Source organism: Leucobacter sp. G161 (genome assembly GCF_001482305.1).
Classification (GTDB): Bacteria; Actinomycetota; Actinomycetes; order Actinomycetales; family Microbacteriaceae; genus Leucobacter.
On record NZ_LOHP01000084.1, the window covers coordinates 18,130 to 36,635 of the forward strand.

General features: G+C 66.4%; 18 protein-coding genes. 10 read left to right on the top strand and 8 right to left on the bottom strand.

What is annotated here, in order from left to right; all coding sequences use genetic code 11:
- Positions 1 to 41: 41 nt before the first annotated feature.
- The 4 genes from AUL38_RS14445 to AUL38_RS14460 all read left to right on the top strand — a co-directional run bounded on the left by AUL38_RS14445 (position 42) and on the right by AUL38_RS14460 (position 3,510).
- Positions 42 to 401 carry a hypothetical protein gene (locus AUL38_RS14445; RefSeq protein ID WP_059063127.1) on the top strand — a complete coding sequence of 120 codons (360 nt, stop codon included), beginning with the start codon at positions 42 to 44 and terminating at the stop codon, positions 399 to 401.
- A gap of 84 nt (positions 402 to 485) precedes the next feature.
- Positions 486 to 1,163: an ion channel gene (locus AUL38_RS14450; RefSeq protein WP_161937450.1), complete on the top strand. Its 678-nt coding sequence runs from the start codon at positions 486 to 488 to the stop codon at positions 1,161 to 1,163.
- Positions 1,160 to 2,413, top strand: coding sequence for a chloride channel protein (locus tag AUL38_RS14455; RefSeq protein WP_059063131.1), 1,254 nt, complete (start codon positions 1,160 to 1,162; stop codon positions 2,411 to 2,413). Before AUL38_RS14450 ends, AUL38_RS14455 begins: the two co-directional genes overlap by 4 nt.
- Before the next feature lie 41 nt (positions 2,414 to 2,454).
- On the top strand, positions 2,455 to 3,510 hold the full coding sequence (locus AUL38_RS14460; protein ID WP_059063133.1) for an ECF transporter S component: 1,056 nt from the start codon (positions 2,455 to 2,457) through the stop codon (positions 3,508 to 3,510).
- Here AUL38_RS14460 and AUL38_RS14465 read toward each other — a convergent pair.
- Positions 3,507 to 4,355 (bottom strand): hypothetical protein, encoded by an 849-nt coding sequence (locus tag AUL38_RS14465; RefSeq protein WP_059063135.1) that lies wholly within the window; start codon positions 4,353 to 4,355, stop codon positions 3,507 to 3,509. The two genes, AUL38_RS14460 and AUL38_RS14465, sit on opposite strands and share 4 nt — an antisense overlap.
- A gap of 275 nt (positions 4,356 to 4,630) precedes the next feature.
- On the opposite strand from AUL38_RS14465, the gene AUL38_RS14470 reads away from it, so the two are divergent.
- Both AUL38_RS14470 and AUL38_RS14475 read left to right on the top strand, forming a co-directional pair.
- The gene (locus AUL38_RS14470; RefSeq protein WP_235590747.1) at positions 4,631 to 5,113 is read left to right on the top strand and encodes a GNAT family N-acetyltransferase; all 483 of its coding nucleotides are present in this window, start codon (positions 4,631 to 4,633) and stop codon (positions 5,111 to 5,113) included.
- A gap of 55 nt (positions 5,114 to 5,168) precedes the next feature.
- Complete coding sequence (locus AUL38_RS14475) at positions 5,169 to 5,777, top strand: hypothetical protein (RefSeq protein ID WP_059063139.1); 609 nt, start codon at positions 5,169 to 5,171, stop codon at positions 5,775 to 5,777.
- A 15-nt stretch (positions 5,778 to 5,792) separates the two neighbouring features.
- Here the strand turns inward: AUL38_RS14475 and AUL38_RS14480 are convergent, their stop codons facing one another.
- From AUL38_RS14480 to AUL38_RS14500, 5 genes are read right to left on the bottom strand one after another with little or no spacing between them, the layout of a single operon-like run.
- Positions 5,793 to 6,419, bottom strand: coding sequence for a TetR/AcrR family transcriptional regulator (locus AUL38_RS14480; RefSeq protein ID WP_059063141.1), 627 nt, complete (start codon positions 6,417 to 6,419; stop codon positions 5,793 to 5,795).
- A 28-nt stretch (positions 6,420 to 6,447) separates the two neighbouring features.
- Positions 6,448 to 7,239, bottom strand: a complete 792-nt coding sequence (locus tag AUL38_RS14485; RefSeq protein ID WP_059063143.1) for an enoyl-CoA hydratase-related protein — start codon at positions 7,237 to 7,239, stop codon at positions 6,448 to 6,450.
- Positions 7,240 to 9,348 (bottom strand): biotin carboxylase N-terminal domain-containing protein, encoded by a 2,109-nt coding sequence (locus AUL38_RS14490; protein WP_059063144.1) that lies wholly within the window; start codon positions 9,346 to 9,348, stop codon positions 7,240 to 7,242.
- Between the two features lie 5 nt (positions 9,349 to 9,353).
- Entirely contained in the window at positions 9,354 to 10,949 is a 1,596-nt protein-coding gene (locus AUL38_RS14495; protein WP_059063146.1) for an acyl-CoA carboxylase subunit beta, read from the bottom strand.
- Positions 10,946 to 12,826 carry an acyclic terpene utilization AtuA family protein gene (locus tag AUL38_RS14500; protein WP_083506926.1) on the bottom strand — a complete coding sequence of 627 codons (1,881 nt, stop codon included), beginning with the start codon at positions 12,824 to 12,826 and terminating at the stop codon, positions 10,946 to 10,948. The genes AUL38_RS14495 and AUL38_RS14500 overlap by 4 nt, the downstream gene beginning before the upstream one ends.
- 277 nt (positions 12,827 to 13,103) lie before the next feature.
- Here AUL38_RS14500 and AUL38_RS14505 point away from each other — a divergent pair, with 277 nt between their 5' ends.
- The 3 genes from AUL38_RS14505 (at position 13,104) to AUL38_RS14510 (ending at position 15,960) form a co-directional block, all read left to right on the top strand.
- Entirely contained in the window at positions 13,104 to 13,991 is an 888-nt protein-coding gene (locus AUL38_RS14505; protein ID WP_201023755.1) for an acyl-CoA dehydrogenase family protein, read from the top strand.
- Positions 13,904 to 14,242 carry an acyl-CoA dehydrogenase family protein gene (locus AUL38_RS17605; protein ID WP_201023756.1) on the top strand — a complete coding sequence of 113 codons (339 nt, stop codon included), beginning with the start codon at positions 13,904 to 13,906 and terminating at the stop codon, positions 14,240 to 14,242. The genes AUL38_RS14505 and AUL38_RS17605 overlap by 88 nt, the downstream gene beginning before the upstream one ends.
- A gap of 68 nt (positions 14,243 to 14,310) precedes the next feature.
- Positions 14,311 to 15,960, top strand: a complete 1,650-nt coding sequence (locus tag AUL38_RS14510; protein WP_059063149.1) for a class I adenylate-forming enzyme family protein — start codon at positions 14,311 to 14,313, stop codon at positions 15,958 to 15,960.
- On the opposite strand, the gene AUL38_RS14515 is transcribed toward AUL38_RS14510, so the two are convergent.
- A complete protein-coding gene (locus AUL38_RS14515) occupies positions 15,961 to 16,665 on the bottom strand; it encodes a hypothetical protein (protein WP_059063151.1) in 705 nt (234 codons plus the stop codon).
- 232 nt (positions 16,666 to 16,897) lie between these two features.
- On the opposite strand from AUL38_RS14515, the gene AUL38_RS14520 reads away from it, so the two are divergent.
- Entirely contained in the window at positions 16,898 to 17,290 is a 393-nt protein-coding gene (locus AUL38_RS14520; RefSeq protein WP_059063153.1) for a zinc ribbon domain-containing protein YjdM, read from the top strand.
- A gap of 26 nt (positions 17,291 to 17,316) precedes the next feature.
- On the opposite strand, the gene AUL38_RS14525 is transcribed toward AUL38_RS14520, so the two are convergent.
- Positions 17,317 to 18,492: a hypothetical protein gene (locus AUL38_RS14525; protein ID WP_059063154.1), complete on the bottom strand. Its 1,176-nt coding sequence runs from the start codon at positions 18,490 to 18,492 to the stop codon at positions 17,317 to 17,319.
- Positions 18,493 to 18,506: the final 14 nt, after the last annotated feature.

The following is an 18,506-nucleotide window of genomic DNA, read 5'->3' on the forward strand; positions in this document are numbered from 1 at the left end:
GGTTACTCTAAGACAGCCCTAAGCAAACAGAGGGGGACACGATGTCAAAGCGCAAGACGGCTGCGGAGAAAGCTGACGAAGTACGACGCTACGCACTCGCTCAGGGGGCCTGCACTGAAGCAGAGTTCGAGCCGTTCTTCACGGACCCGAACCAGGCGATCCGAAACACTGCTGCAATGAACCCCGACGCGACCGCAGCCGTGCTTGCGCGGTTTGCCGGAGATCGCTTCTGGAGCGTCAGAGCAGCCGTTGCGGAGCACCCGAATACGAGCCGAGAGACGCTGCTCGGCCTGCTCGAAGCGCAGCAGCCCCGACGAGGCGTCGTGCATCATGCGGCGCGCGAACGCCTCGAGAGCGAAGGCGTCGCATTCGACGAGGACGGACTGCCAGAGCCGGCGTAGGCGCGCGCCCGGCGTGCGCGATCGATTGTCGGTGAAGAGGGGCGACGGGTACACACACCCGAAAACCCCTGCAGGAATAATTCCGTGGAGAAAACACCTCGACAGGAACAACTCGGGCGCTCGCGCCGTTTCAAGCGGTCTGCTTCGACGGACCCGAGCCAGGCCGCGCGCTGGCGTCGGGTTGGGGAGCTATTGCGGACTGGGCTGGCGACGGTGGCGGTGATCGCCCTCTATTTCACGGTGCCACTCGCCTCAGGGGAGTTCAGCGCATTTGGTCGCCTGATCGGCGCATCCATCGCGCTCGTCGTCCTCGGCTATGCGATTGTGCAGGTCGTACGTCAGCGCAGCAATCTCTCCAGGTTGATCGTGTTGTTTGTGGTCGTTGCCGCAGTGTTCTCGGCGCTGTTCTTTGTTATTGCTCGAAACTGGCCGGGATCTTTCGAGGGCCTCGACACCCGTATCGATGCCCTGTATTTCACGCTCACGACGATGACGACGACAGGGTATGGTGACATTCACGCTGTCGGACAGGTGGCGCGAGTACTCGTCTCCGCGGTGTTCGTCTTCGACTTCGTGTTTATCGGGCTCGTCGCAGCTGAACTGTCACGGCATGTCGATAGGTCGCGACTTACCGCCCGTACCGTCGTGAACGTCACGGCGGTCGCCACGGCGCCCACTTCAGACAGTGACGATGAGACCGGCGCGGTCGGTGAAGAGCCACGAGGCCGTGATAGCGACGGCGAAGAAGGGCATCCAGCATGATCCAGATCCCGGCACAGCGCGGCATCCCCGCGCCGCGGCTCATCGTGCTCGCACTCAGCTACGGTGCCGTCGCCGGTCTGCTCGCACTCCTCACGCTCTCGGGGATGATGTGGTTGCAGGGCATCGTGTGGGGCGCCTCGGCTGCCGCTTTCGGAGACCGCAGCCCGCTGCAGATCGTGCTCACAATCCTCGCAGGGGGCGCGCTGCTCGTGCTTCTCGACCGGATCGCCCCGAGCGAGGACATCGAGACGTTGCTTCGCCAGTCGGCCGACCCTGGAGGGATGCCCCGTCGCGCGGTGCTTGCCACGGGACTCTCGGCGATCGTCGCCGTCGCCTGTGGCGGGGCCGTCGGCCCCGAGGCTGGCATCCTCGCGGTCGTCGCGCAGCTCTCGGCCATCGTCTCGCACCGACTCAGGGGAGACATCGAAGCGCAGCGTGTCATCGGACAGGCTGGCACAGCCGGCGCGCTTGGCGGGTTCTACGGTTCACCGCCCGGTGCGGCGGCGATTGAGGGCGACACCATCGGGCCCCGCAAGGCACTCGAACTTGTTGCAGGATTCTCCGGCTTCCTTGTGTTTCTCGGAGTCGCGCGGCTCGTTGCGCCGGATGGCGTGCAGCGGATCGAACTCCCCGCACTCACCGAGAGCTCCACGCTCGAGTTTGGGTTGGTGCTCGTGGCGCTCGCGGGGGCCGCTGCCGGGCTGCTGTTCCGCGCTCTCCACGGGGTGCTGCACCGTCTCACGGCGGCGATCCGCCACCGGTGGATCGTCATTCTGGCGGGCACCGGAATCTTCGCCATGCTCGCCGCCGCGCTCCCACTCGTACGGTTCTCGGGGCACCACGAACTCGTCGAGCTGTGGGGCCTCACCGAGTCGGGTTCGTGGGGCGAGCTCGCGCTACTTGCGGCCGCGAAGATCGTCGCCCTCGCGCTGTGTCTCGCGAGTGGTTGGCGCGGCGGCGAGTTCTTCCCGCTCGTGTTCGTCGGGGCTGCCGTTGGCGGCGCGCTCGCAGCGGTGACCGCCGTCGACGCCGGTGCGGCGATCGCCGTGGGCATGGCGGCCGCGGCCGCCGTCGGGTGGAAGCGCCCCCTTGCCGCGGTGCTCGTGCTCGTGTTGCTTGTCGAGACTCCGGCCGCGCTGCCGCTCCTGCTCGGCGCTGGAGTGGGCTACGTCGTGAATCTCCTCCTGCCCGACCGTGACGCGGGTCGAGCATCGTCGGATCCCAGCGATCCTGACTTTTCGATACCCTGAGGATAGAAACTGGCCTATGTGCCAAGCCGGGGGAGTGGCGAATGGTGGGGTCGAGTACCAGCGGGCAGGAGCACACCGAGACGTTCGACGAGATCGTCGCAGACCTGCACACGCTGCGGGAGCAAGCTGGTCCCGTCTCGTACGCTGAGATCGTGCGGCGCATTTTCGATCTCAGGATTGCCCGCGGCGTGAACGAAGCCGCAGCAGCGCCGCCCCGATCCACCGTTTACAACGTCTTTACTGAGGGCCGAGCACGTCTGGACACCGAGCTCGTCAGGGACATCGTGCTCGCGCTGGGCGTCACCGAGGACGAAGCGGAGCAGTGGGTGGATCGGTGCCGAGCCGCCCAACGGGTGCACCCGGCAGTGGAACCGGTCAGTGTTCCGCCTGCGCTAAGTTCGGGCAAGATTCGGCCGCCTGTTTCGGACCGCATCCAGCTACCAGCGGGACCGATTCGCCCTCCGCTCGGCGTCCTGATTCTGGTGCTGCTGCTGTGCATTTGCGTCAGCGTCGCGGGGAATGTGCTTGTGCGCGCCCTCGGACTCCCGATCTACCTGGACATGGTCGGAACAGCGATTGCGGCGATCGCGCTTGGACCCTGGTACGGCGTGCTCGCCGCGGTCGTCACCGCCTTAGCGGGAACGCTCTACATGGACAGCGATTTTCTGTTCGCGCTTGTCGGGATCACCGGCGCCCTCGTCTGGGGCTACGGTGTGCGTCGATTTCGGATGGGCGACACCTTTGCGCGGTTCCTCGTGCTGGGCCTGATCGTCGCAGCGGCGAGCTCGCTCATGGCAACTCCCTTGCTGGTGCTTCGGCATGGGGGAAGCTTTGGCGAGGGGCAAGTGAATATGACCGGCTCGCTACTCGCCGCGGGCGTCCCACTGCTCGGCGCAGTCTTCACGGTGAACATCATTACGTCGCTCATCGACAAGCTCCTCACGAGTTACATCGCACTGGCGGTGCTGCCGCTGCTTCGCCGCTGGTTCGGAGTCTCCCTGACACATATTCCCGTTGTTGGCCAGCTGCACACCCCGGGTCCGCCAGCAGAGGGGCGAGAATCTCCCGACGGCCCAGAGCTACCGGGCGTAGGTTAGCGGGCGTCGGAGACGAAGAGCGGTTCGCTCACTGCACGCGCCAGTGCTTCGTCAATGCGCGCGAACGCCGCACGGCGCTCATCGAGTGGCACCGCTCCCGCCGCCGCGCTCGAACTCGGCACGTAGACAACCTCGTATCCCAGTGGCGCGAAGTGCTCGCGGATCGGAGCCTCGACCTCGCGGCTGAGACAGGCGAGCACCGGCTTGACCGGCCCGCGCAGAATCGCGAGCTCTTCGTGCAGAAGTTCGAGCATGACGTCGAGTACGAGGCCGCAGTGCTCGGCACCGAGCCGCTCGACGATGGCGTCCTGCGTCGGCACTGAGATTCCCTTGTACAGGTCTGTGAGATACCCGCTCGCGCGCTGTGTCCCTGCCCAGTCGGCCGGTTCGTGTTGCCCGTTGATGCTGATGAAGAAGACATCGGCGTGGAGTTCGTCTCGCAGCGCATCCCAGTGCTCGGAGCCAACGGATGCGTCCGAGAAACGCTCGACGGTGACGCGCTGCTGCGGTGCAGTCTCTCCTGCTGCGGGCGGCGCTGGCTGGCTGCTCGGGGGTGGAACTGCCCAGCTGGTCGTGTGCGCGAGTGTCAGATCGTTGACCGTCAGCTCGCCGGGTGCATCGCTGGGTGCAGCATGCTGGTCAGGACGCTCCCGAAGCCTGCCTCCGGTCGCTCCGACGTGCAGCCCCTGCACGAGTGCGTGGACGCGCGCTGCGGCGGCGTTCCGGGTACCTGCCGGGAGACGGCAGAGCAGCCGTTCCGTCAGTGACAGTCGAGTCGAACGGAGCTCGTCGAGGGCAGCTTGCGACACGCGGTTGACTGGGGCGGTGCCTGACGTAGGCTGCATCGTATGCTCCTCTGGGCTGTTATTTGACGCGCACGTTCACGGGCGACTTCTCTGTGCTGATCTTTGCAGGGATGCTCGTTGACCGGGGCAGATACGAACCCGCCGAAGCGATTCTGGACAAGCTTGGACAACCCGGCGACGTCCTGCGGCATCCGGAACGATGCGGAAACGCCTCGGAAATGCGCGGAGGGTGGAGCCGCTGGGGAGAATGCCCGACGCACCAGCAGATACGAAAGAAGCACCGCTTGCACATTGCGCCGCTACAGGGGCCCCGAGTGGCCCTCACCCCGCTTGCCGTGACCGACGCCGAAGTGATGGTCGAAGTGCTCGCGGACCCGGAGCTGTACCGGTTCACCGGGGACGCTCCGCCCACGCTCGCCGAGCTCACCGCACGCTACGAGCGGCAGGTGAGTGGGCCGCCAGCGGACTCGCGCACTCGGTGGCTGAACTGGATCGTGCGGTACGAGGGGCGTCCCGTCGGGTACGTGCAGGCGACAGTTCAGGAGCAGCCCGGTGCAGAGCTGGCTGAACTTGCCTGGGTGATCGCCACCGCAGCGCAGGGCCGCGGACTCGCAGCTGAGGCGGCAGGACTGATGGCGGACTGGATCGCGGCGCAGGGCGTGCCACGGCTCGTCGCGTCGATTCAATCTGGGCACCGGGCCTCGGAGCGTGTGGCCGAGCGGATTGGGCTCACGCTGACTGGTGTGACAGACGAGGAAGGCGAGCGCGTGTGGGAGCGTAACCTGAGTCTCGTCTGAAGCCCGTCGGTGCGTGACCGTTGACTCGCCTGTGGGCAGCAGCTTTGATGTAGACATGAGCTTCTTTAGCAACATCCCAGCACCCGAACCAGAGGCGGACGACTCCGCCGAGCTCCGTGCCCCGGCCTGGTTCGTGCCCAGCGAGGACGAGGTCCCGGTCGCGGTGCACATCGGGAGGGTGCTTACCGAGCAGCCGGGGGTCACCCTCGTGCTGCAACGCGCAGACGTATATTCGCAGGGGATCCAGTTCGTGTTCCTCACTGCCGTCCGGGCTACCTCCGCGCTGAGTCGCGCGGAGTTCACGACCCTGTATGAAGCAGCCAGTGGATCGTTCCGCAGCAACGATCCACGTCGCGATCTGCGGATCGGGCTCACGCTCGCCGACGGCGCCCGCCTCGACAGCTACCGCGGGGACAACGGCCTCGACTGGGAACACGCACCGAGCGGCCCGGTGTTCTCGCTCGGCGGAGGCGGCGCACACGGGGGCTCACACCGGATGAGTGTTCACAGTACGGGCTGGCTGTGGCCGCTGCCTGCGCCCGGCCAGGCAACGCTGCACTTCTCGTACCCAGGGCTCGGAGTTGACGAGGGATCGATCGATATCGATCTGCGGCCGCTCGTGGACGCTGCCGCCGGCGTGGAATTCATTGAGAGTCCGTGCTGAGCTGGCGCTCGGGGACTACTCGGGTAGGTCGTACGGGAGCTGTTTGATCGAGCGCAGCTCCTCAGCCCAGAACTTCGCCATGGAGGTACGGCGCTGGGAGTCGTCGCGCAGCACGTCTGCGAGGCCGAGGCCGCGCGATAGATCGAGCGTGGACTGGATGAGCCGGTGCGTGCGCAGGTCGCTCGTGTCGGCGTTGAGGACGACGACGACCCGGTCGTAGACGGCCCGCGCGAGGCGGTCACCGTGCATCTGCAGCTGGGCGTTGAACTCAGGGTCACCGATCGCTGCCGTCCACATTTGCAGGGCGGCCTTGAAATGGTCCGATGCGTAGTAATGCAGCACTTGCTCAGTGATGTACTCGAAGCGGTCGGTGCCTTCGGGCACGTCGTCAGTGATCGAGAACTCGCTCGTATTCCGGCTCTCGTACATGTACTCGAGCGCGCCTCGCATGAGCGCTTCCTTCGTCGGGAAATGGTGCTGGATCGCTCCCCGGCTCACCCCGCTCTGCGCCGCGACAACGGTCGTCGTCGTGCCATTCCAGCCGGAGTGCGCGAGAGCCTTCAGGGTCGTCTCAAGAATGAGATCTCGGGTGTCTCTACTGCGGTCCTGTTGGGGTGCGCGTGCGGTTTCGGTGAGTGTCATGCCGTTCGAGTTCGGTGAGGTGAGCTGATCAGCGCTCGAGCACCCAGGGAGGTACGGTGCGCTGTAGGAAGGATTGTATCCCGGCCTGTCCTTCCTCGCTCGCGAAGCCGTTCGCTGAGAGATCGAGCATCGCGTCGATCTCCTCGTCCATGCGGGAGAGCAGACGCTGGTTCACGAGGCGCTTCGACGCGGCGAGGGCGCCGGGAGCCGCCTTCCGTAGGTCGCCGAGGATCTCCTCGACTGCGTCAGCCACACTTACGGACTCTCCGTCGACGGCGCGGGTGATGAACCCGGCTGCCGCCGCCTCGGCAGCGGAGACCGGGCCGCCGCGCAGGAGCCACTCGGCGGCCGCGCGGTCGCCGATCCGGCTGAGCACGGGCGGCGAGATGATCGCCGCGACGACCCCGATGCGCACTTCGCTGAGCCCGAAGGTTGCCTTCGGGCCAGCAACCACGATGTCGCAGCTCGCGACGAACCCCATGCCGCCCGCGCGCACGTGACCGTGGATCGCCGCAACGACCGGGCGGCTGCTCGCAGCGAGCAGCCGGTTCACCGCGGCGGCCTGCTCCCCGCTCGCGCGGATCCGCTCGACCGGTGACTCGTTCCCGCCAGCGACCGGGCCCGTGAGATCCGCCCCGGCGCAGAACGTGTTCCCGGTGTGTGTGAGCACGATCGCGCGGACGTTCGGGTCGGCCTCCGCAGCGGCGACGCCCGCGGTGATCCCGGCGAGCATATCCGCCGTGATCGCGTTGCGTTTTTCGGGGTGATCGAGCGTGAGGATCGCGGCCGAGCCGTCGACCTCGTATCTGACAGCAGCCATCTACTTCACGTCCTCTCCGGTGGAATCATCGTCGGCGCCGGCGATGACCGCGAGCAGCATGCCGACGTCTACCTGGTCGCCGACGCTCACCCGCAGCTCCTCGACGACGCCCGCGGCGTCTGAACTGATGGTGTGCATCATCTTCATCGCTTCGAGCCAAATGATCCCCTGGCCCGCGGTGACCTCGTCACCGATGGCGGCCTCCACTCGCACGACGGTGCCCGGCATCGGAGCGAGCAGGCTGCCAGGGGCCGCGATCGCGCTCGGATCCGTGTAGTGGGGCAGCTCGTGCAGCGTGACCGAGCCTGCGGCTGAGCCGACCACAAGGCTCGAGCCGCGACGTTCGACGCTGAAGCGCTGCTCGACGCCGTCGATACTCAGACGCACCTGCCCGGGCATTGCCGATACGACCTCGATCGTGGGCCCGCCGGCGAGTGTCTCGGTCGAGAACTCCCAACCGTCGCGGCGCTGCCGGTAGTCGACGCTGAGCTCGGTTGACCCGCTCGCGAAACTCCTGCTGCGGTAGTCGGGGTGGAACATCCGCCAGCCGCCGATTGCCGGGCGCGGGCTCCGCTGGGCCTGGTGCGCGGCGAGCGCGTCTTGTGCTGATACGGGGGCGCCGGCGACGACGGTGCCGTCGGCGCCGGCAGGGGCACCCTGCCCGATCGCGGCTGCGGTCGCGACCGCAGCCGCGATTGCGGCGGCCCGCAGTCGGTCTGACCCGGCGACGGGCGCGAACACTTCGGGGTGCTCGCCGAAGTACGCGGTCGTCGTCTCCCCGGCGAGGAAGTCGGACTCACGCAGGATGTTGACGAGCAGGTCTGCGTTCGTCGTCGGGCCGTCCCAGGTCATGCGTTCGATCGCGGAGGCGAGTGCGAGCGCGGTCTGCGTGCGATCCTGCCCGACACCAATCACCTTCGCGATCATCGGGTCGTAGAACGTTGAGATCGTCTCGCCGGCAGACACGCCAGCGTCGAGCCGGACGGCGGGGGAGCCGTCCGGGATCGCGAAGTGGCTCTGGGCCGCGGGCATCGCGAACGCGTGCACTGGGCCGGACTGTGGCTGCCAGTTCTCCGCCGGATCCTCCGCGTAGAGCCGCACCTCGATCGCGTGCCCGGAGGCCGTGGGCGGCTCGCCAACGAGGGGAGCGCCCGACGCGACGTCGAGCTGCAGCCCGACGAGATCGACGCCGATGGTGCACTCGGTGACGGGGTGCTCGACCTGCAGCCGGGTGTTCATCTCGAGGAAGAAGAAGTCGCCGCGATCGTCTGCGAGGAACTCGACGGTGCCCGCACCGACATAGCTGATCTGTGCCGCGGCTGCGCGGGCAGCGTCGTAGAGGCGCTCGCGCATTGCCGTGCCGTGCCGCTCGACGAGCGGAGCCGGCGCCTCCTCGACAACCTTCTGGTGGCGGCGCTGGATCGAACACTCGCGTTCGCCGACAGCCCACACGGTGCCGTGCCTGTCGCCGAATACCTGCACCTCAATGTGGTGGCCATCGGGAATATACCGCTCGCAGAATACAGTGGGATCGCCGAACGCGCTTGCCGCCTCAAGGGAGGCCGTGCGGATCGTTTCGGCGAGGTCCTCGATTCGCTCGACGACACGCATGCCTCGCCCGCCGCCACCCGCCGATGCCTTCACGAGCACCGGCAGCTGCTCCGCTGTGATCGTCTCGGGGTCAAGCTCGCCGAGCACGGGCACGCCGGCCGCCGACATGAGCCGCTTCGATTCAACCTTCGAGCCCATCTGGTCGATGTTCTCGGGGTCCGGCCCGATCCACACGAGCCCCGCCGCGAGCACGTCGCGCGCGAACGCGGCGTTTTCGCTCAGGAAGCCGTAGCCGGGGTGGATCGCGTCGGCGCCCGCACGCCTGGCGGCCTCAATGATGAGATCCCCCCGTAAATACGTGTCAGCGGGAGCGGTGCCGGTCAGGCGCACAGCGGCGTCGGCCTCGGCGACGAATGCTGCGTGCTCGTCAGCATCGGAGAACACGGCGACGGTCGCGATGCCGCGTGTGCGGCAGGTCGCGAAGACGCGACGGGCAATTTCGCCGCGGTTCGCGACGAGCACCTTCGAAATGGTGCGGAGCGTGATGGGAGTAGTCATCTGGGTCACATCCTGAAGATTCCGTAGCTGCGATCGGACTCGATGGGTCCGCTCGAAATGGCCGAGAGGGAGAGCCCCAACACGGTGCGGGTGTCGCGCGGGTCGATGATGCCGTCGTCGTAGCCGAGGCCCGAAAGGAACAGCGGCAACGACTCTGCCTCGATCTGCTGCTCGATTGCCTGCCGCCTGAGCTCGTTGGCGTCGTCGTCGAACGGGAGTCCACGGGAGGCTGCGGACGCCTTCGCGACCGAGGTGACGACGTCGGCGAGTTGGGCACCGCCCATGACCGCCGATTTCGACGAGGGCCAGGCGAACAGGAAACGCGGGTCGAAGGCTCTGCCGCACATGCCGTAGTGGCCGGCACCGTACGACGCCCCGATGAGCACCGAAATGTGCGGCACGGTCGACGTGGACACGGCATTCACCATCGCCGATCCGTGCTTGATGATGCCGCCCTCCTCGTACTTCTTGCCGACCATGTAGCCGGTCGTGTTGTGCAGGAAGAGCAGGGGAGTGGCCTGCCGGTTGGCGAGCTGGATGAACTGCGTCACCTTCTGCGCCTCCTGACTGAAAATGACGCCCTTTGAATTCGCGATAATCCCGACGGGGTAGCCGTGGATGCGGGCCCAGCCCGTCACCATGCCGGACCCGTACATCGGCTTGAACTCGTCGAAGTCTGAGCCGTCAACGATGCGCGCGATGACCTCCCTCGGATCGAAGGGGATCTTCAGATCCCCAGGGACGATCCCGACGAGTTCGTCGGCCGCGTAGCGCGGTTCGATCGCGATGGCCGGCGCTGGCCCCTGCTTCTCGTAGTTCAGGCGCGCAACGACGCGGCGGCCGATGCGGATCGCGTCTTGTTCGTCTCGTGCGAAGTGGTCGGCGAGGCCGCTCGTGCGCGCGTGCATCTCGGCGCCGCCGAGGGATTCTTCGTCGCTGATCTCGCCGGTCGCGGCCTTCACGAGCGGCGGGCCGCCGAGGAACACCATCGACTGCTTCTCGATCATGATGATGTGGTCGCTCATACCGGGCAAGTAGGCGCCACCGGCGGTCGAATTACCGAAGACGATCGCGATCGTTGGGATGCCAGCCTTCGAGAGCTCGGCCAGTCGCCGGAAGCTGTCGCCGCCCGGGATGAAGATCTCGCTCTGCGTCGGCAGGTTCGCGCCCCCGGATTCGACGAGCGAGATGAGGGGGAGCCGGTTCTTCAGCGCGATGTCCATGACGCGCAGCTGCTTCTTAAGCGTGACCGGGTTCGAGGTGCCGCCAGCGATGGTCGGGTCGTTCGCCATGATCACGCACTCGACGCCGGAGACCACTCCGATGCCGCCGACGGTGCTCCCGCCGACCGGAAAGTCGCTACCCCAGCCGGCGAACGCTCCGAGCTCGAGGAACGCGGTGTCGCGGTCGAGCAACAGCTCGATGCGCTCTCGCGCGGTGAGCTTGCCGCGCGCGCGGTGTCGCGCCACTGCCTTCTCTCCGCCAGAAGCGGCGAGCTGTGTGAAGACGCCGTCGAGCTCGGCGAGTTTTTCGTGCATCGCGCCCGCGGCATCACGGAACTCCTGCGAGCCGGTGTCGAGCGCTGATGTGAAGACTGTCATGATGCGTTCCTCATATTCTCTGCGGTGAGGGTTGATGGTGACGAAGGAAGTGCCTCGGGCGGGGTGCCCCGTTCGGCGGCGAGCGCCTCGGGGACGGCGACGTGCCTGCTGCGCAGCCATTCGCCGATGCCCTTCGCTTGGGCGTCGAACCTGGCCCCGTATGCGACGCCCTCGCCGAGAATGTCGTCGATGACGAAGTTCACGGCCCTGAGATTCGGAAGCTCGACGCGGGTGATGTCGAGCGTGGCCGTCTCGGGGAGGAGTGCGCGCAGGCGATCGGCGGTGAGCTCCTCGCGTAGCCACTCCCAGGCTGCTGCGCTGCGCGCCCAGACGCCGACGTTTGCGGTGCCGCCCTTATCGCCGCTGCGCGCGCCGAAGAGCTCGCCGAGTGGGAGTACGACCCCGCCTGCTTCCGGGGTGCTCGCTGGGGCCTCGTCGGTAGCCTTCCAGCCGGCGCTGTGCGTGTCGGCCGCGGTCGGCTCGAGTGCGTGTGCATCGGTGGGTGGCGGCACATCGAGGGTGCTGCCATCGGGCAGGTGCACTGTGTGTGCAGGGGTCGCCTGCGGCACGAACATCGGGCGAAATCGACCGTAGACGCTCGCATCGCCAGGCGGGCCGTCGGTGAAGAACCCGGGGATCGAGCCGAGCGCGAACTCGACGGCGAGGTTCGCGAACGCCCGGCCAACGACCTTGGGGTTCACATCTCGAGCGACGAGCGTGAGGCGGGCCGCTGCTGCCTCCTCGGTCGCCGCGTTCGCGTGGTCGGTGCGGGCGAGCGTCCAGTTCATGCTCGCCGGGCGGGGGAGGCCCGACTGCTGCAAGCCGTACTCGAACTGCTGCTTGATGAGCTCGGTCTTCTGCTCGATGTGCAGGCCGACGATGGGGAAGGTGAGCTGCTGCCTGAATCCACCGATCTCGGTGACTGAGACCTTCACGTCGGGTGGGGGAGCCTCTCCGCGTGCACCGCTGATGCGCACCCGATCCTCGCCGATCACGGTGAGGCGCAGCGAGTCAAGCCGGAGGGTGGCGTCGGGCCCGGCGTAGCGTGCGCCAGAGATCTCGTAGAGCAGCTGCGAGAGCACGGTCTCAGCGGTGACCGCGCCGCCGGTGCCTGGCGGCTTCGTGATGACGCTGTCGCCGTTCGCCGCGATCTCGGCGATGGGGAATCCCGGCCGGCGAAGATCATCGATCTCGTCGAAGAACGCGAAGTTGCCGCCGGTTGCCTGCATGCCGCACTCGATCACGTGACCCGCGGCCATGGCGCCCGCGAGTTCGTTGTAGTCGGTGCGCTCCCAGTCGTGGAACCAGGCGGCGGCGCCCGTGATGACAGCGGCGTCGGTGACACGGCCGGTGACGACGACCTGTGCGCCGCGTGTGAGCGCAGCCGTGATGCCCCACCCCCCAAGATACGCGTTGGCTGCGAGGGGGGTTCCGAGCCCCAGGGACTGAGCGCGCTCGGTGAGATCGTCGCCATCAACGTGCGCCACGGCAAGCGCCACCCCGTGCTCCGCGGCAAGGGTGCGCACCGCGGCCGCGAGCCCTGCGGGGTTCATGCCGCCCGCGTTCACGACGACACGTGTGCCAGCTGCCGCGATCTGGTCGAGCGAGCGCCCGAGCTGCGTGAGGAAGGTGTGCGCGTAGCCGCGCTCCGGGTCTTGCTGCTTCTGCCGCGCGAGAATGAGCATCGTGAGTTCGGCGAGGTAGTCGCCGGTGATGACGTCGACGCCGGCGGCGACCATTTCGTCGAATCCACTCAGACGATCGCCGTAAAACCCAGACGCGTTACCGATTCGTACGACCCGATCCCCAGCATTGGGTGAGCTCGTACGCGGCGCAGCTTGCGTGTCGACGGGCGGTGACGCGGGTGCAGTGGTCATGGCGACGGTGCCCTCCTGAACTGTAAAAGTGACGTGATGGATCACTATTCCACAGAGCCGGAAGATAAACAATCAAGCATGAATGATTTTTTATGAAAAAGCCGCTAGTGTGTCAGCAAGCTCACTGAGCGGGGGACAGATTTGGGCGGCACGCACGCGTGCCGAAACCTGCGACGACACCCGCTCGGAGCTCGGAGACAGCCGTCCTGCCGCCGCACCGTCGCGTGCGCAACCCGAGTTGAGTACGTACCACCCTCGCAAAGGAGCACACCCAATCATGAAGAGCGAAATCGACCAGTTCCGGGCCATGGTGCGCTCGGTGATCGCCGCCGAGATCCTGCCACACATCGATCAGTGGGAGGCCGACGGCGTGTTCCCCGCGCACGAGCTGTTCCCCAAGCTTGCCCAGCACGGGCTCCTCGGCCTCGGCTTCGACCCTGAAGACGGCGGCGAGGGTGCACCCATGGAGTACCAGATGGTGCTGTCGGAAGAGCTTGGACGCGGCAACGCGGCCGGGGTGTCGATGGCGATCAACGTGCAGATGCACATGGCGACGCCGTCGCTCGCGAAGTTCGGCAGCGAGGAACTCAAGGAGACGTACCTGCGCCCTGCGATCCGCGGCGAACACGTGGCTGCCATCGCCGTGACCGAGCCCGACGCCGGATCCGACGTCGCCGCGATCACCACGCGCGCCGTGCGCGACGGCGACGATTGGATCATCACCGGCGCGAAGACCTACATCACGAATGCGACGCAGGCGGACTGGTTCTGCATGCTCGTGCGCACGAGCGACGAGGGCGGCTACCGGGGCATGTCGCAGATCATCGTGCCAGCGGGCACTCCCGGGTTTGAGGTCGTGCGCAAGCTTGACAAGCTCGGCAACCGGTCGAGTGACACCGCTGAGCTGCGGCTCGACAGCGTGCGTGTGCCGGTCACGAACACCATCGGCGAGATCGGGCGCGGCTTCCAGCAACAGATGGGGCAGTTCATCATTGAGCGGCTCTCCGCCTGCTTCTCGATCGCCGGATCCGCCGAGTGGGCGCTCGGAAGACCCGCGACTATCTGCAACTGCGCGAGGTGTTCGGGGCGCCGCTCGCTACCCGTCAGTACCCCGTGTTCAAGCTCACCGAGCTTTCTGCCGACGTCGAGCTGCTCAAGGCGATGAACGAAAAGATGTGCCGCATGCTCACCGAGGGCGAAGACATCACCCGTGAGGCGACCGTTGCGAAGCTCCATGCCGGGCGCACCTACCGCAACGTGGCCGACGCGGCCATGCAGTTCCACGGCGGCCTCGGGTACATGGAGGAGAGCTGGACGGCGCGCTACTACCGAGACGCGCGACTGAGCTCCATCGGCGGCGGCGCCGACGAAGTCATGCTGCAGGTGCTCGCCCGCATGGACGGCTACACCGTCTAACCCCACCCGTCACACCCGGGCCCCAACCGGCCCCGACCACACCAGCCCCAGTCAAAGGAGACAGGACGATGAAACCAGATACCAGCACGCTCGACCCGCAAGATCTCAACCTGGCGGTGCGCAACACCGTCGGGGACATGCTTACGCGGATTGCGGAAGTCGCACAACACAAGATCGCGGTTGTCGATGGCGAACGCCGGATCGATTATGCGACGCTGGATCGCGATGCCGAGGCGATTGCGCGCGGTGTGATCGGGCTGCCGGGAGCCCCTGCCCAGGGGCACCCGGTGGCGGTGATCATGCCCAACTGCTACGAATTCCTTCCGGTCTATTTTGGGCTCGCGAAGGCCGGCCGAGTGGTGCTTCCCATCAACTACGGACAGACCGCCGTTGAGATCGCTTGGATCCTCGGCGACGCCGAGGCGAAGCACGTCATCGTGCACGAGTCGTTGCTGCCAGTGCTGCGCGGGGCGCTCGCCGCAGGAGCAGAGCTCGACACCGTCGTCGTGCATCGCGTCTCTGGCGAAGCGGTCACCATCGACGGCGTCCGCACGGTGGATCTCGCTGAGCTCCTGGCGACAGAAATTACTGAGGAGCTGCGGCTCATCATTCACAGCGATGACGTCGTGCAGTGCCTGTACACGTCGGGCACCACTGCTGCACCGAAGAGCGCGCTCGCGACGCACAACGCCGTCGTGACCGGGGTCATGTCGAACGCGCTCACGGTCGGGGACTCGTGGGTGCGGCGCCCGCCGACCGCGCTCGTTGTGTTGCCGCTCTTCCACGTGACCGCGCTCAACGCGGTCACGAAGCCGGTGCTGGCCGTCGGCGGAACGATCGTGCTGCACAACGGCTTCAACCCACCCGCCGTGCTCGACGACATGGTGTCCGAGGGCGTGACGATGTTCACGGGGCTTCCCATGATGTGGGCCGCCATGATCGCCGAGTACACCCGACAGCCGCGCGACCTGAGCGCGATCAACATTGCCATGTACGCGATGGCCCAGATGCCGGAGCGCGTGCTCGCCGGCATGGACGTGATGATGCCGAACGCGCTGAAGCTCTTGGGATCGGGCCAGACCGAGGTGATCCCGGCGACAACCTTCCAGCGCCCCGACCACCGCCACACGAAGAATGCATCGTGGGGAATGTCGGCGTCGACCGTGCGCACCCGCATCATGGACCCAGAGGGCAACATTCTTCCGCCGGGCGAAACCGGTGAGATCGTCTACCGAGGGCCGCACGTCACCGCCGGCTACTGGAAGCGCCCGGAAGCGAACGAGGAGGCCTTCAAGCACGGCTGGTTCCACAGCGGCGACCTCGGGTACATGGACGAGGAAGGCGTGATCTGGTTCACGGATCGCTCGAAGGACATCATCAAATCGGGTGGGGAGAACGTCTCCTCGATGAAGGTGGAGCGGATCATGGCCGATGCCCCTGGCGTCGTCGAATGCTGCGTCGTTGGTACGCCACACGAGTACTGGGGTGAAGCGGTGACCGTGGTCGCAATCGCGGACTCGCTCCCCGATGCTGCGGAGGTCGGTGAGGCAGCCTTCCGGTTTGCGGTGGAGACGCTCGAAGAGAACCTCATCGCTCACGCGAAGCAGCACCTCGGCAAGTTTGAGGTTCCGAAACGGTTTGAGTTCGTGTCAGAGCTCCCGAAAACCACGACCGGGAAGGTGCGGAAGAACCTCGTACGCGAGCTCATCGACGGCTAGTTAACCGGAAGCCATCCGCTGCGACAAGAGCAGCTCCACCGCCTCAGGCATGTTCACTGGGCCGGAGAAGCTGAGCAGCTCACGCACCAGGTGGCCGCGGTGACGCGGGCCTCCCGGGGCCACCATGCGGTGAAACACCCGCTGGTCGTCCGGGAGGTCTCCGCGTTCAACCAGAAAGTCCCAGAGCTCTCGCGCGTGTATTCCGACGGGAATGTACAGAGTGTCGGGGCCCAGATTGAGCGCCCGCTGCTCTGCAAAGAACGGTTCGACAATGTGCCGTTCGACGTCGAGGTCACCGTAGCGGATGTCTTGCTGGAGACCATTCGCGTACATCGTCGGGAAATCCTTGACGATGTTCGTGAGGAATGCGCCCTCGAGCGGCGAGCCGGTGAGTCCGCTGCGGAGCCTGCCGTCGGCGGCGCTGCGGTGCGCATGGAAGTTGCGAAACGGCGGCGAGTTCGTCAGCGTCCCTCCGGGCGCGAATGTCGCGGCGATGACCACGACGTCTTTCCGCAGCCGTGGAAGCAGCGCGTCGGTATCGTCGAACAGCGACAGGTCTCCTGTCTTGTCACCCCAGACCGCCCAGCTTGCGGCCGACCCGACCGTGCGGCTGGCGCTGAACTCGGTGCGTGTGACGGGCGAGAACGACGCCGCGAGTGTATCGCGCAGTGCCGCCGTTGTTGGCAGGGTTGCAGTGAAGCTCATCAGCGGTGATGTGTCCTCTCTGAATGCGGTTTGGTGTGGGGCGACGGGTAGCGCGCCGTGCGAGCCGTTCCAATCTCGAACGTAGCGGCCGCCCGTTGCTGCCGGATGCTCGTTCGGAAAGACTGGACAATTCGGAACGCCAAAACGGCGCGACTGTGCCGCCGGAGCCACCCGTGTCGCGAGTGGCCTAGGCTGGGCGAGACCGACTGTCGGGTTCACGAACGGAGCTTTCATGTCTGCAGAGACGACCGCCGCGGGCGAGACCGCTACCCCTCCTTGCCCCGAGTGTGCGAGCGAATTCTCCTACGAATCGGGGGCGCTGCTCGCCTGCCCGATGTGCGGCCACGAGTGGGCTCCGGGTGAGAGTGCAGATGACGCCGACGGGAGCGACGACGAGGATGCCGGTATTCGTGACGCCGTCGGTAACCTCCTCACGGACGGCGACACCGTCACCCTGGTGAAGACGGTGAAGGTATCGGGCGGTGGCGGCGGCACGATCAAGGTCGGCACGAAGGTGACAGGCATCCGGCTCGTGCCAGGAGGTGCCGGTGGTCACGACATTGACGCCAAGGTACCCGGCTTCGGCAAGATGCAGCTGAAGTCGAGCGTGGTGAAGCGGGCGTAGCCTCCCCTGATATGAAGCTCGCGTAGCTACACGATCGTGAGCTGCGCGAGTTTCGCGCGCATGCGGGCGAGTGACCGCTCCCGCTCACGGAGCACCTGCGCCGGCCACGCTGAGCGTCGGAGCGTGAACGGGTTCGCGATCCACACCGCCGCGAGAAAGAGCGCGGCATAGCTGAGCGGGATGATCACGGGGCGGATCCCGGAGAACACGAACCACAGGTTGTAGAGCACGAGGCAGCCGACGCCGACGGCGAGAATCACGCCGCCGATCGTCTCAAGCTTGCTGCGGACCTCGTGCCCGGCGAGCTTCGAGAGCCTGGCATCGATGAGTTCTCGCTGGATCAGGGACACCACGAGAAATACGAGCGCCCCGACCGCGGCGAGGTAGACGGCCTCGAGCAGCGCGGTTGACAGGGACTCACCGTGTACCAGCCAAAACGCAAAAAATACGATGACGGCGACGCCGCCCTGCGCGACGAGCGGCCACTTCCATGTGGAGCGCGAGGCGTGCGAGGTGACGCTGTCGTCGCCGTAGAACAACCGGGTGTCTGCGAGTCGGTGGTATTCGCGCTCGGACCTGGCGATCGAGGCGCGCAGCAGCTCCGCGCGCCGTGCCACTGGCCGGAAATCGAGCCTGCCGAGGACCAGCGCCAACACGACGGAGATTGGCGTGATGAACAGCAACCCCCAGAGCTGCTGCCCGCCGTCGCTCGTCGCTGTCGGGCCGTGTGTCGAGAGCACGATGACCGAGAGCACGGTCCAAGCGAGCATGAAGCCACCGATGAGCGCCGCCACGAAGGGCAGTGGCCGCAGCACTGACTGGCTGTCGAGGTCGGCATTGGGTGTGACAAGAAACCCCAGTCCGACGAGTAGCGCCAGCATGGAAGGTGCCACCCACCCGACGTAGTTGCCTGAGATCGCGACGACCTCGATCGTTTCCTGCCAGGCGCCGCCGTAGTGCGGCACACGGGAGTCTTCGGCGGCGAGCATTGCCGAACGGGCGAAGAACGCGAGGAAGAAGACAAACGGCCAGAGCAGGGAGCCCGCACCGAACAGCGCCGCAGAGGCGCCCCAGCTGTCAGACATCGCCTGGGTGCTGTGCGCGGCCTCTAGAGACTCGTCGGGGTGTGGGCTCGCCTCGACGGTCGGCGTGCCAGCGGCAGTGCCGGCCAGCTCTGGATCAGTGTTCGCTTCGTTGGTCATATCGTTCTGTAGCG